General features: G+C 73.3%; 16 protein-coding genes and 1 tRNA gene. 11 read left to right on the forward strand and 6 right to left on the reverse strand.

The features are described 5' to 3' along the window. Window positions 1–37 precede the first annotated feature (37 nt). From ACTFTM_RS21630 to ACTFTM_RS21640, 3 genes are all read right to left on the reverse strand, one after another. Window positions 38–1561 (reverse strand): outer membrane protein assembly factor BamB family protein, encoded by a 1524-nt coding sequence (locus ACTFTM_RS21630; RefSeq protein WP_449562311.1) that lies wholly within the window; start codon window positions 1559–1561, stop codon window positions 38–40. Between the two features lie 198 nt (window positions 1562–1759). Continuing rightward, complete coding sequence (locus ACTFTM_RS21635; RefSeq protein ID WP_449562312.1) at window positions 1760–2632, reverse strand: alpha/beta fold hydrolase; 873 nt, start codon at window positions 2630–2632, stop codon at window positions 1760–1762. 31 nt (window positions 2633–2663) lie between these two features. Next, window positions 2664–5981 carry a BTAD domain-containing putative transcriptional regulator gene (locus ACTFTM_RS21640; RefSeq protein WP_449562313.1) on the reverse strand — a complete coding sequence of 1106 codons (3318 nt, stop codon included), beginning with the start codon at window positions 5979–5981 and terminating at the stop codon, window positions 2664–2666. Between the two features lie 189 nt (window positions 5982–6170). Here ACTFTM_RS21640 and ACTFTM_RS21645 point away from each other — a divergent pair, with 189 nt between their 5' ends. The 6 genes from ACTFTM_RS21645 to ACTFTM_RS21670 all read left to right on the forward strand — a co-directional run bounded on the left by ACTFTM_RS21645 (window position 6171) and on the right by ACTFTM_RS21670 (window position 12561). Continuing rightward, window positions 6171–6731, forward strand: coding sequence for an NADPH-dependent FMN reductase (locus ACTFTM_RS21645; RefSeq protein WP_449562314.1), 561 nt, complete (start codon window positions 6171–6173; stop codon window positions 6729–6731). Between the two features lie 50 nt (window positions 6732–6781). Next, window positions 6782–8398 (forward strand): MFS transporter, encoded by a 1617-nt coding sequence (locus tag ACTFTM_RS21650; RefSeq protein WP_449562315.1) that lies wholly within the window; start codon window positions 6782–6784, stop codon window positions 8396–8398. A 350-nt stretch (window positions 8399–8748) separates the two neighbouring features. Further along, entirely contained in the window at window positions 8749–9450 is a 702-nt protein-coding gene (locus ACTFTM_RS21655; protein WP_449562316.1) for an SDR family oxidoreductase, read from the forward strand. 74 nt (window positions 9451–9524) lie between these two features. Further along, window positions 9525–10913, forward strand: coding sequence for a protoporphyrinogen/coproporphyrinogen oxidase (locus ACTFTM_RS21660; RefSeq protein ID WP_449562317.1), 1389 nt, complete (start codon window positions 9525–9527; stop codon window positions 10911–10913). 122 nt (window positions 10914–11035) lie between these two features. After that, the gene (locus ACTFTM_RS21665; protein ID WP_449562318.1) at window positions 11036–11980 is read left to right on the forward strand and encodes a hypothetical protein; all 945 of its coding nucleotides are present in this window, start codon (window positions 11036–11038) and stop codon (window positions 11978–11980) included. Window positions 11981–12420: 440 nt separating this feature from the next. Beyond that, window positions 12421–12561 (forward strand): hypothetical protein, encoded by a 141-nt coding sequence (locus ACTFTM_RS21670; RefSeq protein WP_449562319.1) that lies wholly within the window; start codon window positions 12421–12423, stop codon window positions 12559–12561. A gap of 19 nt (window positions 12562–12580) precedes the next feature. On the opposite strand, the gene ACTFTM_RS21675 is transcribed toward ACTFTM_RS21670, so the two are convergent. Continuing rightward, a tRNA-Leu gene (locus tag ACTFTM_RS21675) sits at window positions 12581–12664 on the reverse strand. Window positions 12665–12872: 208 nt separating this feature from the next. Here ACTFTM_RS21675 and ACTFTM_RS21680 point away from each other — a divergent pair. The 5 genes from ACTFTM_RS21680 (at window position 12873) to ACTFTM_RS21700 (ending at window position 23010) form a co-directional block, all read left to right on the forward strand. Further along, a complete protein-coding gene (locus ACTFTM_RS21680) occupies window positions 12873–15647 on the forward strand; it encodes a tetratricopeptide repeat protein (RefSeq protein ID WP_449562320.1) in 2775 nt (924 codons plus the stop codon). A gap of 201 nt (window positions 15648–15848) precedes the next feature. Further along, a complete protein-coding gene (locus tag ACTFTM_RS21685) occupies window positions 15849–18476 on the forward strand; it encodes a fibronectin type III domain-containing protein (RefSeq protein ID WP_449562321.1) in 2628 nt (875 codons plus the stop codon). Window positions 18477–18503: 27 nt separating this feature from the next. After that, window positions 18504–19499: an AAA family ATPase gene (locus ACTFTM_RS21690; RefSeq protein ID WP_449562322.1), complete on the forward strand. Its 996-nt coding sequence runs from the start codon at window positions 18504–18506 to the stop codon at window positions 19497–19499. A 14-nt stretch (window positions 19500–19513) separates the two neighbouring features. Continuing rightward, window positions 19514–20671 (forward strand): DUF58 domain-containing protein, encoded by a 1158-nt coding sequence (locus tag ACTFTM_RS21695; protein ID WP_449562323.1) that lies wholly within the window; start codon window positions 19514–19516, stop codon window positions 20669–20671. Further along, window positions 20647–23010: a transglutaminase family protein gene (locus ACTFTM_RS21700; protein ID WP_449562324.1), complete on the forward strand. Its 2364-nt coding sequence runs from the start codon at window positions 20647–20649 to the stop codon at window positions 23008–23010. The genes ACTFTM_RS21695 and ACTFTM_RS21700 overlap by 25 nt, the downstream gene beginning before the upstream one ends. Before the next feature lie 258 nt (window positions 23011–23268). On the opposite strand, the gene ACTFTM_RS21705 is transcribed toward ACTFTM_RS21700, so the two are convergent. After that, window positions 23269–24060 (reverse strand): SDR family oxidoreductase, encoded by a 792-nt coding sequence (locus ACTFTM_RS21705; protein ID WP_449562325.1) that lies wholly within the window; start codon window positions 24058–24060, stop codon window positions 23269–23271. After that, window positions 24057–25040 carry an LLM class F420-dependent oxidoreductase gene (locus ACTFTM_RS21710; protein WP_449566689.1) on the reverse strand — a complete coding sequence of 328 codons (984 nt, stop codon included), beginning with the start codon at window positions 25038–25040 and terminating at the stop codon, window positions 24057–24059. The genes ACTFTM_RS21705 and ACTFTM_RS21710 overlap by 4 nt, the downstream gene beginning before the upstream one ends. Window positions 25041–25116 lie beyond the last annotated feature (76 nt).

Raw genomic sequence — 25116 nt, forward strand, 5'->3', positions numbered from 1 at the left:
ATGCCGGGCGGAGCCTGCGCTCCGTCCGGGCTATCGGTCAGCGCAGGTCGAAGGCGTACAACTTGTTGTTGCCCGTACCGATGTGGTACCCGGATCCCCAGTAGACCGAGCCGTCAACGACTGCGGCTCCGGCGATCACGGAGCCGCCACTGGCGAACCGCCATTTGATGGCGCCGGTGCGGGCGTCGAGGGCGTACATGTTGTCGCCGGTGCCGGCGCCGGAACCGACGTACACCACACCGTTGGCGGACGTGACGTAGCCCATGTCGATGTCGCCCTGCGGATCGGGGGTCCGCCACAGGATCCGGCCGGTCGCTGCGTCCAGCGCCGCCCACATTCCCCCGGTCACGGTGGTCTCACCGCCGTTACCGGACGGGATCACGAAGGGCACCCGGTCCGAGTTGGCCAGCGCCACGTAGATCCGCCGGCCGTCGGTGGCCGAGCCCCACTGGATTCCGCCCATGCCACCACCCGGGCCGACCTGCGTCTTCCACACCACCCGGCCGTCGTCCGGGTCCAGCGCCCAGTAGTCGCCACTCTTCTGCCCGATCCCGAGCAGCTCGCGCTGGCGTCCGCCGATCGTCGTGGTGTACAGGTTCGGCGACGATCCGAAGTTCATGTCGGTGCCGGGTGGCGGGTCCAGTTCGGACACCGCGTCGGCGCTGAGCGTCTTGTGCACCCAGCGGACCCGCCCGGTCCGCAGGTCGAGAGCGACCACCGAGTCGAAGTAGTCATTGGCGGCGGGCAACTCGCAGTCGGTCTGGGCGGGGCGGGTGCACACGCCTTCCGGCACCGTGTAGTTGTTGCCCGTGCCGACGTACACCAGGCCCCGGCGACGGTCCACGACAGGGTTGCTCCCCCAGACGGCGCTGCCGGTGTAACCCGGCGGGGCCATGTAGGTCTGCCACAGGATCCGGCCGGTCCGCAGGTCGAGCGCGACGACGCTGCCCCGAAAGGTGTGCGGTGCCGGCAGGATCTCCTCCGAGGAGGAGACGCCGACGTAGACCACGCCCCGGTCGATCACCGGGGCGCCGGTCACCTTCGCGCGGGGGTTGGGGTCGACCTGGGTACGCCAGCGCAGCGAGCCGTTCCCGCGGTCCACGGCGATGACGCCGGCGCCGCTGGGCGACTCGACGGTGAAGCCCTTGCCGATCACCACCAGATCACCGGAGATCGCAGGTGTGGTGCGGGAGCCGTCGACCGGTGGGCCGGTGTAGTCGCTGATCGGGTGCGACCACGCCGGTGTGCCGTCGGAGGCCCGGATGGCCCACAACGTGCCGCCCGCGTCCGGTACGTAGAGCACGCCGTCGGCCACCGCCGGAGTGGAATTGATGTCACCGTTCGCGGTGAACACCCAGCGGGGCCGCAGTCGGCCGACGTTGCGGGCGTCGATGGTCCGCTCGGTCGCCGCGTGCCGCGTGTTGTGCGTGTTCTGCCCGGCGACGGACCAGTCGCGTACCGATGGCACGCTGGGCCGGATGCCGGCCCCCGCGGGGGCCGCGACGGCGAACCCGGCGACCACCCCCAGGCTGACGGTCCCTGCCAACACCCGCATCCGCATGAGCGCTCCTCCTGTGTCGGCCCGCCCCTGCCGGACCCGGTCAGGGTGGCGAGTGCGGACCACGACGTGGATCGGGGCGCCGGATCGGTCGCCGGACACTGCCCCGGCCCGGCCGGCGGCCCCTGTCGTTCCAGCATGGCGGGGGCCGACGGACCGGGGCATCTCGCAGGCTGCTCACCTCGATCGGGCGAGCGGCGGTCAGGCCGTGTGCGTCACCACGGCAGCCACGATCGTGTCCCAGTCCTGGCTGTGCAGTTCGTGGCCGACCCCGTCAAGACGCAGCAGCGACGCGTCCGGGATCTCCCGGACCAGGGCGGTGGCGTGGTCGAAGGGGTGCACCGGATCGTCGCTGCCGTGGATCACAAGGGTGGGCGTGGCGAGCTCACCGAGCCGCCCGCGCCACGGCGGCACGTCCCCCATCGCGAACTGGTTCTTCATGCTCGCCTCGATGTCCACCGCCCGGTCGAACTCGCGCCCGATCAACCGGCGGTAGCGCGCCTCCTCGAACATCCGGCCGGAGCCGGTGCAGGGACGTTGCAACGACAACCGGTACTCGATGACCTGCTCCCGGTCCGACCAGTCAGGCATCTGGACGTCCGCGTACGCCTTCTGGAACTCATCGGACATGCCGGACAGGTCGGGGCTGTCCGAGCCCGGCACGACCGGGCTGGACGAGACCAGGACGAGGCCGGCGACCCGGTCGGGGTGATCGAGCGCCACCAGCTGGGCCACCATGCCGCCCATCGACTGGCCGACCAGGTGGGCGGCGGGCAGGTCGAGCGCGTCCAGCACGCCGACCACGTCGGCGGCGAGGTCGAGCAGGGTGTACGGCGGCTTGCCGGGCGGATAGGTCACCGACTGCCCGGTGTCGCGGTAGTCATAGCGCACCACGAAGCGCGAGTGGTCGGCCAGCCGCTGACAGATCTGCTCGTCCCACATCAGCATCGACGACGTCGACCCGGCCAGCAGTAGTACAGCCGGGTCCGCGGGCCGGCCGAAGGTCTCGACGCACAGGTCGACCCCGTTCGCCTCGACCGTCGTACCGCCGGCCGGAAAGATGCTCTCGGTCATGGTCTACCTCTCTCCGTGCCCTCCGGGCACCTCACATGTTGGACTGATCTGCGCCACCGGCGGCACCGCCGGTGGCGGCAGGGGCGACGGTGCGGGACACCTCTGTCAGGGTCCGCGCCACACACTCCTCCGGCCGCAGGCCGGCCCCGTAATCGAACTCACCCTTGAAGCCGTGCTCGCCGAGCAGAGCGCGGACCCGCCCGGCGATCCGCTCCACGTCCAGGCGCTCGGCCGGCGGCAACGGCATCCTCACCGACTCGCGGGCCGCCGCCGCGGCACCGAGCAGCCGGGCCGCGCCCACCCCGTCGCCGGCCACCGCCCGGGCCCCGGCCAGGCCCTCCATCGCCAACGCGATGGTCCGGCGCTCGCGGGTCTGCAGGGCGGCTTCCCAGCCCTCCCGGTGCCGGGCCGACGCGGTGTCGGCGTCGCCGCGCTGCTCGGCGACGTACCCCAGCTCGGCCTGCACCGCCGCGATGCCCGCCGGCCAGGCGGCTCGCCGGTTCCAGTCGAGCCACCGCAGCAGCCGCCGTTCCGCAGCGTCGAGATCCCCTTCCCACCGGTCGGAGACCGCCGACCCGAGGTCGGCAGCCTGCTCCATGGCCTTGACCGACTCCTCGGCGGCGACGGTGCGGGCCCGGCGGAACATCTCCCGGGCGCGCACGTGGTCACCGTGGAGCTGGGCGATCCGGCCCGCACCGTTCAGCTGCCGCGCCACCTCGGCGCGCAGCCCGAGCTCCTGCGCGATGTGCAGCCCGTGGGCGAACCAGCGGCCGGCACGGTCGTACTCGCCGGTGAACAGGGCCAGCTCGGCCAGCGGCGTGGTCGCCTGGAGGATGCCCCAGTGGTCGCCCAACTCACCGAAGAGCACCAGGCTCCGCTCGGCGTCACGGCGCAGGGCGGAAAAGTCGCCACACAACTGGGCGTGGTACGCCAGCACGGCCAGCGCCGCGGCCTCCCCCCACCGGTCGCCGAGGGCCCGGAAGGTCGCCAGCAGCCGGTTGACCGGGTTCGCGGCCGGCCGGGTGACATCGATCGGGGTGACCACCGCGAGCAGCAGGGCCGCCCGGGCCCGGCCCGCCGGATCGTCCGGATCATCCACATAGCTCTTCGCCGTGGCGTACCGCTCTTCGACCAGCGCGTCCGGCGGCTCGCCGGCCAGCGCCGCGATGCCTGCCTGCCAGGTCATCGCGGTGCCGCGCAGTCCCTCGGGCGCGGCGCCCGGCACGGCCAACGCGGCGGTCAGCGCGGCGCGGCCCTCACCGACCCGGCTGCGCAGCACCCAGTACCAGGCGAGCGCGCAGGTCAGGCGCAGCGCGAGGTGCGCGTCGCCACGGTGTGCGCAGCCGCGCAGCGCGGCGCGGAGATTGGCCGCCTCGGCGTCCAACTGGCGCAGGGCGGTGCGCTGGTGCACACCGCGCAGCCGCTCGTCGGCTTGCTCGGCCAGAGCGGTGTACCACCCAGCGTGGCGAGAGCGCAGGTCGGTCAGCTCGCCGGACGCACCGAGCTGTTCCAGGCAGTAGGCGGCGACCGATTCCAGCAGGCGGTACCGGGGGCCGTCGGGCTGTTCGGTCGGTACCAGGAGGGAGCGGTCGATCAGGCGGGCCAGCAGGTCCGGCACCTGGCTCGGGGCCACCTCGCCGCCCGCGCAGACGTCACGGGCGGCGGCGAGCGTGCAGCCGTCGGCGTGCACGGCGAGCCGGCGCAACAGGGCCCGCTCCGGACCGCTGAGCAGCTCCCAACTCCAGTCGATCATCGCCCGCAGCGTCTGCTGCCGAGCCGGTTCCGAGCGCCGCCCCGAGGCGAGTAATCCGAACCGGTCGTCCAGGCCGGCGGCGAGCTGGCGCACGCCCATCGCCCGGACCCGGGTGGCGGCGAGTTCGAGGGCCAGCGGGATGCCGTCCAACCGGCGGCAGACCGCCGCGACGTCGGCCGCGTTGTCAGGCCCGAGCGTGAAGCCCGCCGCCCCGGCCCGGGCGCGGACGGTGAACAGCTCGACCGCGCCGTAGCGGAGCAGCCGGTCCGGGTCGTGGTCGACCCCCGGTTCGGGTAACGCCAGCGGCGGCACCACCCACACCTGCTCACCGGACACACCCAGCGGCTCCTGGCTGGTGGTGAGCACGCGCAGGCCAGGCAGCCCACCAAGCAGCCGGCGAACCAGCTCGGCCACGTCGTCGACGACGTGTTCGCAGTTGTCGAGCACCAGCAGGAGACGGCGGTCGTGCAGTGCGTCGGCCAGACCTTCCACACAGGACTGGGTGTCGGCACGGGCCCGCACGTCCAGTTCGGCCGCGATCCGGTCAACCAGTCCCTGCATCGCGGAACGGTCGGCCCTGTCCTGGTCGACCGTTCCGACCGTCCGGTCCAGAGCGGCCAGCTCGACCATCCAGACCCCGTCGGGGAAGTCGGCGCTCAGCCCGCCGGCGGCCTCCACCGCCAGCCGGGTCTTGCCCACCCCGCCCGGGCCGACGAGGGTGACCAGGCGGCCGCCGCCCAGCACGGCGCGCACCTCGTCGACGGCGCCGTCACGGCCGACCAGTCCGGTCAGCGGCGTCGGCAGGTTGGTCAGCCGTCGCCGGACCGGCGGCCCGGCAGGCGGTGCCGTCAGGCCCTCCTCCTGCCGCAGGATGGCCTGGTGCAGACCGACCACGGCCGGGCACGGTTCGAGCCCCAGTTCCTCGTTCAGCCGCTCGCGCAGGTCCCGGTACGCGGCGAGTGCGTCGCCCTGCCGGCCGAGGCGGTACAGCACCCGCATCTGGGTGGCCCGGAACCGTTCCCGCAACGGATGGTCGGCCACCAGGTCGGCCAGTTCGCCGATCAGCGTCACGTCCTCACCGAGCTCGGCGCGCAGCTCGACCTGATCCTCCAGCGCGGCCAGCCGCCGCTCCTCCAGCCGGGCCACCGCCCCGACGGCGAACGGGGCGTCGGCGAACCCCACGAAGGACGGTCCGCGCCACAGCGCCAGCGCCTCGGCCAGGACCGAGACCCTCTCGCGCCGATCCTCGGTGCGCTCGGCACGGGCCAGCAGCGCCTCGAAGCGGTGCGCGTCGAGCGCGTCGGGCGGGATGTCCAGCACGTAGCCGACGCCGCGCCGGACCACCGGTTCGGGCAGGCCCGGCTCGGCGTCGCGCAGCACCCGCCGCAACTGGGAGATCTTGCTGCGGAGCACCGCGTGCGGGTTGGTCGGCGGCCGGTCCCCCCAAAGATCATCGATTAGTCGGTCGGCCGTGACAACCTGGCCGGACTGCGCCAACAGGTCCGCCAACAGCGCCCGCACTTTCCACTCGGGAATCTTGACGTGCCGCCCATTGGTGGTCCACACCTCCAGTGGGCCGAGCACACCAAAGCGCATGTGGGGACTCTAACCGAGACCCGCGCAGATGGCGTTGCGAGGCGTTCTGACGCTGCTCCGACGTGCCGGAACAAATCCGGAACAGATCCGTAAGCCGCGCGACGACAATGACGACGAGCTATTGCCATCTCAACGGACGCCGGCCAACGGATACGAGGAGTTCGTGGAATGTCGTCATCGCGATTACGATTGGCAATCGTCGTCGGCAGCATACGGGCCGGCCGTTTTGGCTCGGTCGCGGCCCGCTGGCTCGCCGGCCAGGCCGAGCTGCGCGACGACCTCCAGGTAGACCTGATCGAGCTGGCCGAGGCGCGCCTGCCGGAGGTACGCCTCGCCGATGGCGACGTGATGCCGCAGGCCGTGTGCGACCTGAGTCCGTGGCTGGCCGGTGCGGACGCCTTCGTGGTGGTGGTGCCCGAGCACAACCGCAGCTTCCCGGCGTCGTTGAAGAACGCCGTCGACTGGTACCGGGAGGAATGGCAGGCGAAGCCGGTCGGCTTCCTCTGCTACGGCGGCCCCGCGGGCGGCCTCCGCGCCGCCGAGCAGCTCCGGCAGGTCTTCGCCGCGCTCGGTGCGGCGACCATCCGGGAGACCATCAGCCTGTCACACCACCGGGCGCTCTTCGACGCCCACGGCCGGCCAGTCGACGCCGAGTCCGTGTCGGTGGACGCCCGGCGCATGTTCGACGAGCTGGTCTGGTGGGCCGAGGCTCTGCGCAATCACCGGCAGCTCCGTCCGTACGTCCGGTGACCCTGTCCCGCCGTCCCCACACGGCCGACAACAGTGAAGGAAGGATCAACATGTCGTCGCACGCCGACACTCCGTCGGACACCGCCGCCCCTCCGGGCGCGCTTGCGGGCCGCCGCGAGTTCGCCGGGCTGGCCGTGCTGGCCCTCGCCGCACTGCTGATGTCGCTGGACCTCAGCGTGCTCTACCTCGCCCTGCCGCACCTGAGCAGGGCGCTCTCCGCCAACAGCACCGAACAGCTCTGGGTCGTCGACATCTTTGGTTTCATGACCGCCGGATTCCTCATCACGATGGGTAGCCTGGGTGACCGGGTCGGCCGGCGGAAGCTGCTGCTGCTGGGTGCGGCGCTGTTCGGGATCACCTCGGTGGTCGCCGCCTTCTCCACCTCGTTCTGGATGCTGTTCGGCGCCCGGGCGTTGATGGGCGTGGCGGCAGCTACCGTCATGCCCTGCGGGCTGGGCCTGATCAGCCACATGTTCGTCCACCCGGCTCAGCGTGGGATGGCCATCGCCTCCTGGATGAGCTGCTTCATGGGCGGCCTGCTGATCGGACCGATCGTCGGTGGTGTCCTTCTGCGGTTCTTCTGGTGGGGCTCGGTGTTCCTGATCGCCGTCCCGGTGATGCTCCTGCTGCTGCTGACCGGTCCCCGGCTGCTGCCCGAATACCGCAATCCGCAACGAGGTCCGCTCGATCTCGCCAGCGTCGGGCTCTCCCTGGCCGGCGTGCTGCTCGTCATCTTCGGTCTCAAGGAGCTGGCGAAGGACGGCTGGGCGCCCGCGCCCCTCGGCGCCGTGGTCCTCGGTCTCGTGGCGGCCACCGCCTTTGTCCTGCGCCAGCGGTCGCTTCGGGATCCGATGCTCGACACCGGGCTGTTCTCCAACCAGATCTTCGCCGCGGCGGTCATCTTCGGCCTGCTCGGCGGCGCGGTGCAGGGCGGCAGCTCGTTGCTGGTCACGCTGCACCTGCAGACCGTGGAGGGCCTCTCCACCCTGGGGACCGGGCTGTGGATGCTACCGCCGACCCTGGGGCTGATCGTCGGGCTCATGCTCGGTCCGGGTCTGGCGCAACGGATCCGCCCGGCGTACGTGCTCGCTACCGGAATGGTCATCGCAGCACTCGGATACGTGGTGCTCACCCAGGTCACCCGCACCGGTGGGCTAGCGCCCATTCTGATCGGCTTCGGCATCGTGCTGTTCGGCGTGGGCATCCCGCTCGGCTTGGTGACCGGCCTGGCGATCGGCGCCGTCTCCACAAAGGAGACCGGCTCCGCCTCAGCGGTCATGCAGACCGGCAGCGAGTTCGGGGTGGCCTTCGGCATCGCGGCCCTGGGCAGCGTCGCCGCCGCCGTCTACCGCACCGAACTGACCGACGCGCTGCCCTCCGGCGTCCCCGCCGAGGCGGCGCGGGCCGCCCGGGGCAGCGTCGAAGCCGCGGAAGCCACCGCCCGGTCGCTGCCCAGCCCACTGGGCAGCGGCCTGGTCGACGCCGCGCACGACGCCTTCACCGCAGGTCTGAACACCGTCGCTCTGGTCGGGGCGATCGTCGTGCTCGGCCTGGCCGTTCTGTCGGTCCTCGCGCTGCGCAAGGTCGACCCGGTGCCCCCGCCGCCTAAGCCGACCAAGCCGGTCGCCGGCGCGGCCGCGGCGGAGGCGCCCGCACAGGCCCGTTAGGGCCTGTTTCATAAGGGCGGTCGAGCCGAGGCGGAGTCCGGGCGGCGATCCGGCAAGGCGCGGTGGTGTCCGGATACCGGTGTTGTATCCGGACACCACCGCAACGCCGCCGGTCGTCGTACGGGCCCGCCGCAGGCCGGCCAGTTCTCATGAAACAGGCCCTAGGCGAACCCGCGTGCGGGGCAGGGCCGGGCCCTGCCCCGCACGCGTGTCCGGACCCGGCAATCTCGGAGACGCCAAGTCCCACGGCGGCGGCCGAGAATGGTGGCGGCGAGGTCGGCATGTCACTCCCCGCGCAGGGCCGACCCCGGCCGCCGGCCACGCCCGTCGGCGCGGAGGAGAGGACAGCCATGGCGGACGATCCAGTCACCCTGATCACCGGCGGTGCGGCCGGCATCGGTGCGGCGACCGCCGAACGCCTGCTGCGCCGCAGCCACCGGGTCGCGGTGACCGGGCGGGACCCGGAGCGGCTCGCCCGCTTCGCCGCCGGGGCCGACGCCGGGCAGCGACTGGCGGTGATCCCCGCCGACGCGGCCGAGCCCGCCGCGGTGGAGCGGGCCGTACGCACCACGGTCGAGCGTTTCGGGCGGCTGGACACGGTGATCGCGAACGCCGGCATGGCCACCTTCGACGCCGTGGACGACGGGAACCCGCAGGGCTGGCGGGAGATGATCCTCGTCAACGTGCTGGGACCGGCCCTGCTGGTGCGCGCGGCGTTGCCGAGCCTTCGCCGCACCCGCGGCCGGATCATCCTGGTGGGCAGCCTCGCCGGCCTCGTCGCCACCCACGGCAACCTGTACGGGGCGACGAAGTGGGCGGTGACCGGGCTCGCGGAGAACGTCCGCCTGATGGTTGCCGGTGACGGGATCCGGGTCACCCTGATCGCGCCCGGCCGGGTCGACACCTCCTTCTGGGCGCGCGCCGGCGGCACTCCCCCGGGGGGCAGCCTGACCGCGGGCCAGGTCGCCGACAACATCGTCTGGGTGTTGGGCCAGCCCGAGGGCGTCGACCTGGCGAGCATTGTCATCCGGCCGATGCCCGCCGCCGACTGAGCCTCCGGTCCGGCCGGGCCACCGCCCGAACCGCCGGACCTCCCTTCCTTCCCGCCTGCGGAGGTAACGCACGGATGCGATACGACCAGCTCATCATTGGCGCCGGCCCGTGCGGACTGGCCGCCGCCCACGAACTGCACCGCGCCGGCGCCCGCCCGATGGTCCTGGAACGCGGCATGGTGGCCGGCGGGCTCGCCTCGTCGTTCACCGACGAGGGCGGCTTCGTGTGGGACCAGGGCGCGCACGTCGCCTTCAGTTACTTCGGAGACTTCGACGCCCTGCTCGACGACGTCATGGCCGGTGACGTGCTGCGCCACCAGCGCTCCTCTTACATCCGCTACGGCGACAACTGGGTGCCCTACCCGTTCCAGCACAACCTCAGCGCCCTGCCGACCGACGACGCCGTCGACTGCCTGGTCAAGATGATCGAGCGGCCGAACGTCGTGGTGCGCAACTACGACGACTGGCTGCTCGCACACTTCGGCACCGGCATCGTCGAGCGGTTCATGCGGCCGTACCACGAGAAGGTGTGGACGGTGCCCACCGACGAGATGTCCACCGACTGGGTGACCCACCGGGTGGCCACGGTCGACTGGCACGGCGCGCTGCGCAACCTGGTCGAGCGTCGCACCGCGCCGGGGTGGGGACCCAACAGCACCTTCACCTATCCGAGCAGCGGCGGCATCGGCGAGCCGTTCCGGCGCCTGGCGGCCCGGCTGCCCGACGTACGGTACGCGGCGCCGGTGCGGCAGATCGATCCCGACGCCCGGACAGTCACGTACGGCTCCGGCGAGCGGCTGTCGTACGACCGGCTGGTCTCCACCATGCCCCTGACCGCGCTGGTGTCGGCGCTCACCCGGTGCCCGGCGGAGGTACGCGACGCCGCAGCGGTGTTGCGCCACAACCGGGTGCTGGTGGTGGGCGTCGGCGCCCAGGGCCGGATCGACCCGGCGTGGCACTGGCTGTACTTCCCTGAGGGCAGCTATCCGTTCTACAGGATCACCAACATGGGCCTGTTCGCCAGTGCCAACATGCCGGAGCCACGGGAGCACCACGTGTCGTACCTGGCGGAGATCGCCCTGCCGTCCGACGGCGAATGGCCGGATGACGACGTGGCGGTGCGGCAGACCCTGCTCGGTCTCGAGCAGGCCGGGCTGCTGCCCGATCCCAGCGCCGTCGTCTCCCGGTACGTGCGAAGGATTCCGATGGCGTACCCGATCCCGACGCTGGACCGCACGGAGGCCGTGGCGCTGATCCTCGACCATCTTGAGGGGCGGGGCATCTACTCCCGCGGCCGTTTCGGCGTCTGGATGTACGAGTACGGGAACATGGACCACGCCATGAAGATGGGGGCCGACGTCGCCCGGCACCTGCTCACCGGGGAGCCGGAGCGCATTCCCCTGCCGCACCGGCTGCCCCCGTCGGCCCCATCGGCCCCATCGGTCGCCGCCGCCGTCTACTGACCCGAAGTTCCGCACTCGAAAGACGTGCCGGCGACGCCGGCTCGGCATGCTCGGATCATCGGCCGCGACGCGACGTTGCCCGCGACCGTTCCCCAGCCCCCCAACCCGGAGGTGAGGCGACGATGACGTTGCGAACGGACCACGAGGATCACCGCGAAACCGCGCCACAGACCGTTTCCGCCGCGCCTTCCGGCCACCGGCAGGCCGCGCTGGTCAGCACCGCCGCCGGCCTGCTGCTGGCGGTCATGTGGTCGTTCGAGCTGGTCGACTCGATGATCGGTGACACCGTGGCGAATGGAGTACTCGGGCACGACGCCAAGGCCACCGCGCTCTCCGGCACCGGCGCTGGCCTGCTCTTCGCCCTCGTATCCGGCTTCGCCGGCACCTTCACCGCCTGCAACATCGCCATGGTCGCCTCGATTGGGCCGATGAGCCAGGCCGGCCGGACGCCACGGACGGCCAGCGGGACGTGGCGTCCCCTTCTGCGGACCATCGGCCTGCTGGCGGCCGGCATGCTGCCCGTAGCGGCGGCGTACGGCGCGATCGGCGTGGTGCTCGGCGACCGGCTGCCGCAGCTGTCCACCGCGTCAGTCGGGGACATGCCGGTCCGGCTCATCCAGTCCTCGGTGGTGTTCGGCCTGATCGGTCTGGCGCTGCTCTACCTCGGCCTCGCGGCGCTCCGCATCGTGCCGGACGTGTTCGCAGACCGGCCGGCGGGGCGCGTGGTGGTGCTCGGCGCGCTCATCGGTGGATTTCTCATCGGCCGCCCCTATCCGCTGTTCAACAAGCTGTTCCACTGGGCGGTGGACACCGGCAACCCGGTCTACGGTGCGCTGGCGTTCGCTCTGCAGTCCGTCGGCAACATCCTCGTGGTGACAGTGCTGTTCGTTGGCATCGTCCTGCTCAGCCGGGGACGCTTCCTGGGCTGGATGGCCGACCCACGCCGCAGCACCCTCGCCACGGGGACGCTGCTCGTCGCCTTGGGCGTCTTCACCGTCGTGTACTGGGACCTGCGGGTTCCCGCGCACTTCGGTTTCGGTTGGTTCCCCAGCATGCCCTACAACTGACCGCTCAGCGCGCGCTCCGCAGTTGCCTCGGTCCGGCAGGATGACCACGATCGCGGAATCGGCGCCAGCCGTGCCGCCCGCTCGTCGTCGCCCGCGCTGCGCTCCAAGGAGATCATCGACCCGTACCGACGCTGAGGCGCGGAAGGTCTTCGCAGAGCGCAACCTGCTCCACGTCCGCCCCACCCCGACCGGCTGACCCGCCCTCGTCGCGGCATGGGCAACGCCGCCCGACTGGCAGCCGGAAAACGCCAACGTCGACGCCTTCGGCGCTGAGCACGATGGTGCGTTCTTCCGGGAGTTGGAGGAACTCGCTGTCGACCTCGCCCAGCTGGTCGAGGTGGATGAACGGGTCGCAATTACCACCGATGCGTGCCGCGCCCCGCCGACGGATGCTCGACCGGCCCACGAATACGACGTGATCGGGCAGACGGGGAGGCTACATGACGACCCAGAGCGACATCCGGACCCCACGCGACCTGGTCACACTCCTGCGCAGCAGAAAGATCACCATCGTCTGCGACCAGGAGCACTGCACACCAACCACAGAAAAATCCGCGCAGGTCAACCTGCGCGGATCATGATCGATATGTGGTAATGATGTGTCCGAGGGGGGACTTGAACCCCCACGCCCTATACGGGCACTAGCACCTCAAGCTAGCGCGTCTGCCATTCCGCCACCCGGACTTGCTCGTTCAGCCTACCTCGTCGACCCAGATGATCTTGCATCCGAAGGTCGGCCCAGCGGGCCGCACGGGGAGTTACTGTACACGCCGCTCGTGGATCATGCACATCGCCCTCCCGCCGCTGCTCACACCACCACCCAGGGTCATCAGAGTCGGCTTGAGCGCGGGCCCGGGTAGCGTCGGCGGCCCGGTGACGGCAGCATTGCCCTGTGTCCCATCCCTCTCCCCTGGCCGCCGTACAGCAACGGGCCCTCGCGCTGCGCGCGGCGGGCGACCACGACGCCGCCCGGCAGCTACTCGCGGACGCCGTCGGGTCCGCCCGTCCGCCGTACGGCGAGGACCATCCCGAGACGTTGCACACCGCGCACCTGCTGGCCCGCCTGCACCGCGAGGCCGACGACCCGCTCGCCGCCCGCCGGGTGCTGGAGGAGGCCTTCGCGGTGGGCGAGCGGCGGTGGGACCATTCCGAGCCGACGATGCTCGCGCTCGCCTTCGAGCTGGCGGAGGTCGCCGAGGAACTGGGTAACAGGCACGAGGCCCGCCGCAACTACACCAGGGTCGCCAGCGCCGGGCCCGCCGCGCTCGGGGAGAACCACCCGGTGGTACGCGCCGCCCGGACCTATCTCGGCGAGACCAGCCCCGCTACGGAGCAGCCGTACGCCGGACCCACGACCTCCGCCGCCGACACCTCGACCGACTTCGGGGCCCGGTCGGCGCTCTCCGGGCCGACGCTGTCTCTGGCGACCCTGGCCGCGATGCGTCCGGCGGCGGGCAATCCGCCGACGCCCGCGTCGCCCTGGGCGCCGCAGCCTCCCCCGCCCCCCACCGGTCCGGCGCGGCCGGCGTCCGCCGTCCCCCCGGTACCCGCCGCACCGCCGATGCTGCCGCGCCAGCGGGTCGAGCAGCAGGCAGCCGCGCCCCGGCCGATGCTCGCGCCACCGCCCGGGGTGACGGCCCAGCCCACGTCGGACGTGCGGCAACAGCCTCCACCCGCGCCGCCGCGCCAACGCACGGACGACGCGCCGGTCCGCCCGGCCCCCGGCGGGCCGCCCACCGCCGCGCCGCAGCCCACCACCGCTGGGCACACCAGCGCGCCGGCAGCGCCGGTGCCGGCTCCGCGGTGGGATGACCCCACGATTCAGGTACGGCAGATCGAGCCCCTGCTGGCCGAGGAGGCGGCTCGGCTCGCGGCGACAGGGCGGAGCGGCACAGCCGTCACCGCGGAGGGTTCGGCACCGTCCGGGGCGATCCCGACGACGAACGGACCGGTAGGCACGCCCTCGCACCACGCGCTCGGCGCGACGCCCGCCGCACCGTCGCAGCCGGTCTCCGGACCGCCCCTGCCCCCGGCCTCCGGACCAGCCGCGCGCCCCAACCGCCAGGTGTCCGCTCCGCCCGGGTACGACCAACCAGTCTCCGGGCCGCCCGTCAACCCGGTGTCCGGGCCGCCGGGGCACGCCTACCCCGTGTCCGGTGCCCCGGCCTCGGCGTTCCCGGTCTCCGCACCACCTCACCCCGCGTCCGGTCCCCCGGCCTCGGCGTTCCCGACGTCCGCACCACCGCACCCCGTCTCCGGACCCCCCGGCCCGGCGTTCCCGACCTCCGCACCACCGCACCCCGTCTCCGGACCCCCCGGCCCGGCGTTCCCGACCTCCGCACCACCGCACCCCGTCTCCGGTCCCCGAGCCCAGGCGTTTCCGACGTCCGCACCGCCCTACCCCGTCTCCGGCCCCCCGACCCAGGCGTTCCCGGTGTCCGGGCCGCCCGGCTTCCCCGTGTCGGGACCACCCGGTCAGAGCCAGCCGGTCTCCGGGCCGCCCAACCAGCACCACCCCGTGTCCGGTCCGCCCGGCCAGGGCCAACCGGTGTCGGCGCCTCCGGTGAGCGCACCGCCGTGGGGACTGACCGTTCCGCCTTGGAGCAGCAGCGCACCCCCGCAACCGTTACCCGCGCCCGGTGCTGACGTCCCGGAGTCGGCGGACGTCCGGCCCGCACCCGTCGTCGAGAGCGTGCCGGGGACGGGGGGCACAGCGGACGGCCAGGCCAGCGTGCCCGAGCGGCCCGGACCGGGCAACGCAGGCACGGAAGCGCCGACCACCGGGCCTGGCGAAGCGTCGGGTTTCGCGTCCGCGTCGACGGAGGTGTTTCCGGCCGTCGGGCCGGCGAGCCCCCAACCGGGCAGGCCCGACGCCGGAGAGCTGACGACCCCACCCGGCTGGGCACCGAACCTCGAACCCGCCCCGACGCCGCCGGTCGCCCCGATCCCGTACGGACACAACGGACCGGGACCCGTCCCGGGTGGACACGGCGGCCCGGCACACGTCACCGGCGGGCACGGCGGCTTTGCGTCAACTCCGGTGGACGACCTGGTGCCCGGCCTGGCCGCGTCCGACGGGCCGCCGATCACGTCCGCGTACCCGGCCGCCGAGCAGTACCCGGCCGGCCAGCGGTACCCGGCGCAGCACGTTCGGACCGGTCACGAGGTGTACCCGGGGCAGTACTACTCCCCGGAGGTACACGCGTCGGCGTACACCGATGGGACTGGCTCGACGGGCCGCAACCGGGCGACGGTGATCGGCGCGGCGGTGGCCGCCGGGGTAGCCCTGGTGGCGGTCGCGGGCCTGGGCGCGGTGGTGTTGAGCCGTAACGAGCCGCCGCCGTCCGGGACGCCGGTGACGGCGGCCCCGGCGACGACCGGTCCCCCTCCCGGCGACCTGAAGCTGCGCGACGACGCGGTGACGATCACGTTGAGCTGGACGGATCCGTCCGGAGGCACGGTGCCGTTCATGGTCGCGGGTGGACGGGCGGGGTCGGCGCTCGGCGTGATGGCCACCGTGGAGCCGGGACGGACCAGTCACACGGTCAACGGGCTCAGCTCCCGGGTGGACTACTGCTTCACGGTGCTGGCCGTGTACTCGACCGACAGCTTCGCCACCTCGGGTCAGGTGTGCACCGACCGCGAGCGCTCCACGCCGCCGAGCTGATCACCTCGCCGTGGAGCTGGTCGTCGTCGGATTGGCGATTGTGGAGCTGAGCTGCGCGTCCACCGCGCACGCTCGGTATCCACAGGGGTGACGGTGCGGGTTCCCCCGTTCCCGGCCGGGCCATATGATGGCACCCGGCTCAGGGGAGGGGTCGCCGCGAGGCGTACGCCACCTGCCACGACTCAGGGAAGGCAGCCGGCTGTGGCCAGCATCGACGACGCCGAGCGGACCGACGCCCCCCGTGCCCGGTCCCGACTGCGAGGCGGGCTCGTGACGGTGGGCACGGTCACCGCACTGCTGGCCGCCATGGGGCTGACCGTCCTGGGACTGGGCGCGGCGGACAACGCGGTGGCCAACTACGACGCGAGTTCCTGGCTGTGGAGCGCGGTGCGCAGCGAGCTGGCCCGGGTCAACGGGGTGACGGCCCGGGTGGACACCCGCACCGAGATTCCCGGCGCCCGTCGGCACCCGATGCAGGTCGCCCAGACCGACCGGCTGTTGATCCTGCGGGACCTGCAGACCGGGCAGATCAGTTCACTCGACCTGGCGACGTTGCAGCTCACGGCGACCACGCCGACCACGCCCGGCCTGGGGGTGAGTGTCGCCCTGCACGAGGACGCGGCGTTCGTCGTCGACGCGGTGCAGGGCATCGTGCGGCAGCTCGACCCACGGTCGTTGAGCCCGGTGGGCGAGCCGGTGCGCTATCCGCCGGGCATCACCGGCGGCGCGTTCGACGGTGAGGGCCGGCTCTGGATCGCGGTGCCCAGCGAGGGCACGGTCTCGGCGGTCACCGCCGCGAAGCTGCCGTCCGCGCCGGCCTCGGCCGCGCCGGCCGGTGGCGGGCTCAGCCCGGAGCGGGTCGAGACGTACGACGTCGCCGACCCCAGCCACGAGTTGCAGGTCTCCACCCTGGACGACGGGGTGGCGGTGCTGGACCGGACGGCCGGGAAGCTGGTGCGGGTGCGGCGCGGTGAGGTACGCCCGACGCCGTTGACGCTGCCCGGCCGGGCAGCGGTGCCGGCTCGCACGTCCGGGTCGCGGGTGCCGGTGACGGTGCCGGCCGAGCGGCGGGTGCTGGTGGTGGGTGACGTCGGTGAGGAGCGGGCGTTCACGGTGCCGGGCAGCGGCGACCGGCTGAGCCCGGCGGTGGCGTGGGCCGACCGGTTCTACTGCGCCGACGAGGCCACCGGCACCATCTACTCCTTCGACGCGGGCGGCCAGTTGGTCGACACCATCAAGGGCAAGGCGACCGGCCCGTTGGAGATGGAGGTGCGGGAGAACCACCTCTTCATCAACTCGCCGGACTCGGCCACCGCCCGGGTGGTGGACGACAAGCACCAGGTGCGCGAGGTCGACAAGTACGCCAACGACGTGTTGGGCGGTGACCCGCCACCGGCGCCCCCGCCGCCGCCTCCGCCGAAGAAGCCCCGGGTGACCAAGCCGAGCGCGCCGCGCAGCGTCACGGCCGCCGCCGGCAACGCCCAGGCCCGGGTGAGTTGGCGGCCGGCCGCCGCGAACGGCGCGGAGATCATCAAGTACGTCGTGCAGGGTGCCGGTCAGCGCCTGGAGGTGGGCGCCAACCAGCGCTCGGTCGAGGTGAAGGGGCTGACCAACGGCGAGACGTACCGGTTCGCGGTGCACGCCGTGAACGCCAAGGGTGACGGCCCGCCGCGCAGCAGCAATCCGGTCACCCCGACCGCCGCGGTGCCCGATCCGCCGGCCAGTGTCACGGCGCAGGAGCGGCCGGACGGCACCGTGGTGGTGAAGTGGCCGGCCGCGAACGCCCAGGGCAACAAGATCGCCAAGTACGCGGTGACGGCCACGTCGGCGGGTACGAACGCGCCGGCCGGCGAGTCGACCAAGACCGAGCTGGTGGTGCCGGCCGGTGAGCTGGAGTACGGCACCCAGTACGCGTTCACCGTCGTGGCGGTCAACGACAAGGGCGCCGGTTCGGCGGCCTCGCCGGTCAGCAACACGGTGGTGCCGTTCGCGGCGCCGGGTCGTCCGCTGGATCTGCAGGCCGGCACGGTCGCCGACCAGCCGGGCGCGGTCACGGTGCAGTGGTCGCCGGCCGAGGCGAACGGGCGGCCGGTGACGAAGTACCAGGTGGACGTCGGTGGCAAGACCAGCGAGGTGACCGAGACCCGCACGACCGTCACCGGCCTGGGCAACGGCCAGAACGTCACGGTGAAGGTGAAGGCGGTCAACGAGGCCGGGCCGGGTCCGGAGGCGACCGCCACGGCCCGTACGGTCGCGGCGCCCCGGGTCACGGTGACCGGTTCCTCGTCGACGGCGACGGGAGCGACCGTCACGTTCACCGTGGACGCGGGCGGCGGCAGGGCCACCTGCTCGCTGAGCACGTCGGGTGAGCCGGCGAAGGCCGGGGCGTGTTCCAGCATCACGATGACGGGTCTGACGCCGGGCACGGCGTACTCGTTCACGGTGACGGCGACCAACGCCGCCGGTAAGGGCAGCGCCCAGCGGAGCGAGGAGACGCTGCCGCTGTACGGGATCGCGACGTGCCGCAACGGCGCGTCAGGCCCGGAGGCGAGCTACTGCACGCGGGAGATCCCCGGCGAACGCAACGGCAACGAGATCTTCGAGGTCCCACGGCAGGACAACGACCGCCAGGCTGGCTGGGTGGCAAACGGCACGCGGTTGAAGGCCTACTGCAAGAAGTCGGGCGAAGAGGTCTACGCCTACATCTACAACAAGGACAAGCGCAGCACCTGGTGGGTGCAGGTCGAGTACAGCGGGAAGAACTACATTCCCTGGGCCTGGCTCAACCTGGAGGGCGGCGACAACATCAACGTCCTGCCCACCTGCTGAAGCACCAGGCGAGGAGCACCACCGACCGTGAACACCCACGAGCCGCTCACCCAGCCGGAGGTCCAGGGCTTCGCCGCCCTGGCCGCCCGGCTGGCCGAGAACGTCAACGCGGTGGTGCTCGGCAAGCCGCAGGTGGTCCGGCTGGCGCTGACGGCGCTGTTCGCCCAGGGGCACGTCCTGCTGGAGGACGTGCCGGGGGTTGGTAAGACGACCCTGGCACGGGCCATCGCGGCGACCGTGCAGGGACAGTGGCGGCGCATCCAGTTCACCCCGGACCTGCTGCCGTCGGACGTCTCCGGCGTGACGATCTTCAACCAGGCGAGCAGGGAGTTCGAGTTCCATCCGGGGCCGGTGTTCGCCAACATCGTGATCGCCGACGAGATCAACCGGGCGTCGCCGAAGACGCAGTCGGCGCTGCTGGAGGTGATGGAGGAGCGCACGGTCACCGTGGACGGGGTCCGGCACCCGGTGCCGGCGCCGTTCCTGGTGGTGGCGACGCAGAACCCGGTGGAGATGGACGGCACCTACCGGCTGCCCGAGGCGCAGCTCGACCGTTTCCTCGTGAAGCTGTCGGTCGGCTACCCGGACGAGGCGGTCGAGGTGGAGGTGCTGCGCGGCGCGACGGTCCGCTCCCCCGAGGCGCTCGTCCCGATCACCGACACGGCGACCGTCGGGGAGATGGTCCGGATGGCGCGCCGGGTGCACATCGCCGAGCCGTTGTACGCGTACGCGGTCCGGATGGCCGCCGCGACCCGTACCCATCCGCAGGTACGGGTCGGGGTCAGCCCTCGGGGCGTGATCGCGTTGACGCGGGCGGCGTGCGCGTACGCGCTGATCGACGGGCGGGGCTGGATCATGCCGGAGGATCTGAAGGCGCTCGCCGAGCCGGTGTTCGCGCACCGGCTGTTGTTGACGCCGGACGCGCAGGTGCGCGGGGTGACCGCCGCGGAGGTGCTGCGCCAGGCCGTCGCCTCGGTGCCGGTGCCGCTTCCGTCGGGGCAACCCGCCCCGGTGCAGGGCTGACCGGCAGCAGCGTCATGGGGATCACCGCCCGCGGGGTCGGGCTGCTCGTCGCCGCCGTCGTGTTGCTGGGAGCGGGTTTCCGCTTCGCGTACCCCGAGTTGACGTTGCTGGGCGCGGCGGCCGGCGCGGCCGTCGGCTACGCGGCGCTGACGGCGGCCTGGCGGCCCCGGCTGGTGGTCGCGCGCCGGGCCGATCCGGACCGGGTGGCGCGCGGCGAGCCGGCGAGCATGACGCTGACGGTCCGCAACGCCGGCCGGCTGCGTTCGGCGAACCTGCTGGCCGAGGACCGCTGCGGGAGCCGCGCGGTGCCGGTGCCGCTGCTGCGCCTGCGTCCCGGTCGGGACACCGAGGTCCGCTACGACGTGCCGACCGACCGTCGTGGGGTGGTGGCGGTCGGTCCGTTGCGGGTGACCCGGCGGGATCCGCTGGGTCTGGTGGCGCTTGCCCGACCGTACGGGGAGACGACGCCGGTCTGGGTGCACCCGCGGATCCACCCGCTGTCGGCGGTGCCGACGGGCGCGGGGCGCAGCCTCGACGGCCGGGTCGACGGGGTGCCGCACGGGTCGATCACGTTCGACTCGCTGCGGCAGTACGTGGTGGGTGACGAGCTGCGGCGGGTGCACTGGCGCACGAGCGCCCGGGTCGGCGAGCTGATGGTGCGGGAGAACGTGGACACCAGCCTGCCCAGTCTGGTCGTCCTGCTGGACAATCGGGCGGCGGCGCACCCGCACCGCACGGGCGGGGTGGCGGAGTCGTTCGAGTCCGCGTGCGAGGCGGCGGCGTCGGTGGTGACCGCCGCGCACCGTGCGGATCTGCCGGTGCTGTTGCTGCTGGTCGGTCCGGAGCAGGCGGACGGCGGGGAGGCCGTCCCGCTCGGCCCGCTGGACCGGCTCGCCGCCGCCGACCTGTCCGATGCCGAGGACGCGTTGCGCGCCGTCACCACCCGGCTGCGCCAGGAGCGGCTCGGCGACACGCTGGTCTTCCTGACCGGTCCCGGTGGGCGGGACGGGTTGGGTCACGTGGGGGCGCTGCGCGGCGCGTACCCGTCGGTGGTGGTCGGGGTGTTCGGCGCGGCGGAGCCGACGCCGTCGGGCACGGGCGGCCTGGTGGTGGTCGACGCGGTCGACGGCGCGCAGTTCGCCGCCGAGTGGGACGGGGTGCGCCGGTGGTGACGGGCCTCGCGCCGCAGCAGGCGACATCGGGCGGCCCGAGCGCGGCGGGGCGGGTGGTGCGCGGGCTGCGGGCGGCCGTCGTGCCGTTGACGCTGATCGCGCTCGTCGCACTCGCCGGGGTGGCGCTGGGCCGGGTGTACGCGGGCGACCTGCTGACCCGGCTGGTGATCGGCGCGGCGGTGGGCTCGGTGTTGGTCAGCGTGGCCGCGCGCCGGCTGCCGTCGTGGCTGGTGGCGCCGGTGTCGATGGCGGCGCTGGCCGGCTGGACACTGTGGTCGCTGCGCCTGGCCGCCACCCGCGCCGACCTGCCGGGCGGCCTGCTGGAGGTGAGCGCGGACGCGGCGCGCAACGGCATTCCCCGCCTGCTCACCGCGATGATCCCGGTGGAGCCCACGCCGGACACGGTGCTGGTGCCGGTGGTGGCGGCCTGGCTGGCCGGTCTGGCCGGGGCGGAGGTGGCGTTGCGCACCGGCCGGGTGTTGCTCGGCTACCTGCCGGCGGCGGGCCTCTACGCGGCGGCCCTCTACGTGGTCGGCCCGAACGCCGAGCCGGCGATCGGGGCGACGGTGGCGTTCGTCGCGGTCGCGGCGGTCGGGCTGGCCGCACCGACCGGCACGCCGCCGGCCGGCGGCGACCCGGCGGCCGGTCTCGCCCCCGGGGTACGGGCGGCGGTGCGACTCCGGCTGGCGGTGTCGGCGGCGCTCGGCGTCGTCCTGGTGATCGGTCTGGTCGCGCTGCTCGGCCCGGTGATCGCCGGCCAGGTCGACGGGCGGCCGGTCGACCCGCGCCGGTACGTGGAGCCGCCGCAGGTCGAGACGCTCGACGAGAACCCGCTGATCCGGATCTCGGGGTGGGCGCTGCACCCGGAGCAGAAGCTCCTCGACGTGCGCACGGAGGGCGTCGCCCCATCCGCCGAGGGCACGGACGCGGCCGGCCGGGTGCGGATCCGGCTGGCCGTGCTCAGTGACTACGACGGTATCACCTGGCGGGTCGGCGCGACGTACCGCAACGCGGGGCGGATCCTGCCGGCCACCGTGCCGGCCCGGGACAGCGATGTGGAGACCGTCCGGCAGCAGGTCACCGTGGCGGAGCTGACCGGGCGGCTGCTCCCCGCCGTGGCGACGCCGCGTGAGGTCAGCGGCGCGCGGGTGGCGTACGACCCGGCGACCGGGACGCTGATCCGGCCGGAGGGCCTGACGCCGGGTCTGCGGTACGAGGTGACGTCGGTGCGGGAGCGCCCGGACAACAACCTGCTGGCCAGCGCGAACGTGCCCGCCGGCGAGGAGGTGGCCCGGGTGCTGCGGGTCGCCGACGGTGTGCCGGACCCGATGCGCCGGCTGGCAACCCAGCTCGCCGAGGAGAACGGTGCCCCGTGGGCGCGGGCGGCGGCGATCGAGCAGTTCCTGGGCGAGCACTACCGGGTGGTGGCGGACGCGCCGAGCGGGCACGCGTACCCGAACCTGGCCTTCTTCCTCTTCGGCCCGCGCAACGGTGGCGGGCAGCGGGGAACGTCGGAGCAGTTCGCGGCGGCGTTCGCGGTGCTCGGCCGGCTCTCCGGGCTGCCGACGCGGGTGGTGGTCGGTTTCTCCTCTGGTGGTCAGGGGCCGGTGCGGGCCGGTGACGCGTACGCCTGGCCGGAGGTGCTGTTCGACGGGCTGGGCTGGGTGCCGTTCGACCCGCTGCCCCGACCGGAGAACGAGCCGCGGCCGGTGGAGGAGGACTTCCGCCCCACACCCGAGGACCCGCCGCCGTCGGAGGTGCCCGCGCCCACCACTGAGCCGACCGCGTCGCCGGACCCGGTGGCCGCTCCCGACGTGCCGCCGGCGCGCGGTGGTGTGTCCACACCCGTGCTGGTCGCGGGTGGCAGCGGCTCTCTGCTGCTGGTGGTGGGGGCGCTGCTGCTCACCCTGTTGGCGATGCGCCGCTCGCTGAGTCGCGACCGGTTGGTGCGGGGTGATCCCGGCCAGCGCATCGCGGGCGCCTGGCGGGAGCTGACCGACGCGTTGCGGCTGGCCGGTCGGCCGGTCGGCGACGACCTGGCGGCCACCGAGGTGGCCGGGCGGGCCCGGCAGGCCCTCACGGACGCCCGGGACCAGCGGAGGGATGGTTCGCGGCCCGACGGGCAGGCCGGGACCGACCCGGCCGTGGACGAGCTGGCGGCGCTGCTCAACCAGGTGGGCTTCGCCCCCGGCACCGCGACGGCCGACCAGGCGGCCCGCGCCGCCGAGGTGGCCACCGCCTACGTGACGACGCTGCGGGCGGCCCGCCCCTGGTGGCGTCGCGTGCTCTGGTCCGTGCACCCCGCTCCCCTGCGTCGCGCCCGCCGCCTCCGGCGCTGATCAAGAGGTTCGCGTCATCGGTGGACGTCTTTCTGACGCAAACCTCTTGGTCAACTCGAAGCCTGCCGGCCTGACGGAGGCTTGACCTTGACGCTGCGTCAACCCTCCATGCTGCCTGCCATGACCATCACGTCGACAACGTCAGGGCTCCAGGAGCCGGCGATACAGGTACAGGGGCTGGAGAAAGGCCGCGCCGGGCCAGGCCGCGCCGGGCCAGGCCGCGCCGGGCCAGGCCGCGCCGGGCCAGGCCCCGCCGGGTCAGGTCGTGAGGCGGCGGATGAGTTTGCGCATGCCGGCCTGCCAGCCGTCCGGATCCTCGGCCCGGCGGCGGGCGTAGTCGGCGACCTCCGGGTGCGGCAGGATCAGGAACCGCTCCTCGGCGAGCCCGGCGATCGCCGCGTCGGCGACCTGGTCCGGGGTGAGCACCGCGCCGGAGGCGGTGATCACCCGGGCGCCGAGGTGCCCCTCGGCGATCCCGTCCGCGAGCATCGGGGTGTCCACCCCCTGCGGGCAGAGGGCGCTGACCCGGATGCCCCGGTCCCGGTAGGTGATCGCCAGCCACTCGGCGAAGCCCACCGAGGCGTGTTTCGTGGCGGTGTACGCGGCGTCGCCCACCGCGGTCAGCACCCCCGCCGCCGAGCAGGTGTGCAGCAGGTGGCCGCCACCGCGCGCGAGCATGCCGGGCAGCACGGCACGGGCCGAGTAGACGTGGGCGAGCACGTTGACCCGCCACGCCCGGTCCCAGCCCGCGTCGTCGACCTCCACTCCCCCGCCCGTGGTGACCCCGGCGTTGGCGCAGAACAGGTCGATGCGGCCGAACCGCCGTTCGGTGTCGTCGACGAGCGCCCGTACCTGGGCCTCGTCGGTAACGTCGACGGCGGCGGCGTGCGCCACCGGACCGACGCCCTCGGCCACGGCGCGTACGGCCTCGGCGTCCAGGTCGGCGACGACCACGGCGGCGGCGCCCTCGGCGGCGAAGCGGCGCGTGAGGGCCGCCCCGATGCCACCGGCGCCTCCGGTGACGACCACGATCCGGTCGGTCAGGTTCACGCGGACGCTCCCAGCGGCTCGGGGCCCAGCTGCGCGATGAGGGTCATCAGCGCGGCGGCGCCGCCGGCGGTCACCTCCGGGGTGGGCAGCAGCGCGAGGACCGGCACGTCCACGCCGGCTTCGGCGTAGCGACGCGCCTGGGCCCGACACCGCTCTGGTGAGCCGTGCAGCACCAGGGCGTCGACCACCTCGTCGGGTACGGCCGCGCTCGCCGCGCGGCGGTCACCGGCCGCCCACGCCTCCCACATCGGCGCGAGCGTCCCGTCGCGGCCGAGCCAGCGGTGGAACTCGGCGTACGCCGGGACCGTCAAGTAGCTGGTGATCAGTCGGCGGCCGAGGGTGCGGGCGTACGCGGCGTCCTCGGTGGGGCAGACGAAGATCCGCGCGGCGACCTCGAAGCCGGTCCGGCGCTCGCCCAGCTCGGCGAGGGGTCGCGGCACGTCGTCGGCGCTGAGCCAGTTGAGGATGACCCCGTCGGCCTCGGCGCCGGCCAGCCGGAGCATCCCCGGGCGCAGCGCGGCGAGCAGGATCGGCGGCGGCGCCGTCGGCGGGCGTTCGAGGGTGAACCGGCGCACGGTGAAGGTGTCGTAGACCTCGTCCACCATCTCACCGCGCAGGGCGGCACGCAGGAACCGCAGCATGTCCCGGGTACGCCGGAACGGCTCGTCGAACCGCGCCGCGTTCCAGTCCCGGACGAGCACCGGGGAGGACGCGCCGATGCCGAGCGCGAACCGGCCCGGAGCGGCCTCGGCGAGCGCCGCCGCGCTCATCGCGAGCAGCCCTGGGCCACGGGTGAAGACCGGGGTGATCGCGGTGCCCAGCCGCAGCTGCGGCTGCCACGCCGCGGCGAGGGCCAGCGGGGTGAACGCGTCGGTCCCGGCGACCTCGGACGACCACACGTCGGTGAACCCGGATTGCTCGAGGGTCGCGTAGACCGCCTGGTGGTCGGCCAGTGGGACCCCGCCCAACGGCACCGTCATGCCCCATCGATTCGTCACCGGTCGATCGTGCCCGTTGACGGCGCCCATGAGCAAGATCCCCTTAGTGGGCGTAATC

This window comes from Micromonospora sp. RB23 (genome assembly GCF_053585025.1).

Excerpts from the sequence above, each read along its gene's own strand:
- ACTFTM_RS21630 (WP_449562311.1), bottom strand. The coding sequence starts at position 1,561 with ATGCGGATGCGGGTGTTGGCAGGGACCGTCAGCCTGGGGGTGGTCGCC.
- ACTFTM_RS21635 (WP_449562312.1), bottom strand. The coding sequence starts at position 2,632 with ATGACCGAGAGCATCTTTCCGGCCGGCGGTACGACGGTCGAGGCGAAC.
- ACTFTM_RS21640 (WP_449562313.1), bottom strand. The coding sequence starts at position 5,981 with ATGCGCTTTGGTGTGCTCGGCCCACTGGAGGTGTGGACCACCAATGGG.
- ACTFTM_RS21650 (WP_449562315.1), top strand. The coding sequence starts at position 6,782 with ATGTCGTCGCACGCCGACACTCCGTCGGACACCGCCGCCCCTCCGGGC.
- ACTFTM_RS21655 (WP_449562316.1), top strand. The coding sequence starts at position 8,749 with ATGGCGGACGATCCAGTCACCCTGATCACCGGCGGTGCGGCCGGCATC.
- ACTFTM_RS21660 (WP_449562317.1), top strand. The coding sequence starts at position 9,525 with ATGCGATACGACCAGCTCATCATTGGCGCCGGCCCGTGCGGACTGGCC.
- ACTFTM_RS21665 (WP_449562318.1), top strand. The coding sequence starts at position 11,036 with ATGACGTTGCGAACGGACCACGAGGATCACCGCGAAACCGCGCCACAG.
- ACTFTM_RS21670 (WP_449562319.1), top strand. The coding sequence starts at position 12,421 with ATGACGACCCAGAGCGACATCCGGACCCCACGCGACCTGGTCACACTC.
- ACTFTM_RS21695 (WP_449562323.1), top strand. The coding sequence starts at position 19,514 with ATGGGGATCACCGCCCGCGGGGTCGGGCTGCTCGTCGCCGCCGTCGTG.
- ACTFTM_RS21710 (WP_449566689.1), bottom strand. The coding sequence starts at position 25,040 with ATGACGGTGCCGTTGGGCGGGGTCCCACTGGCCGACCACCAGGCGGTC.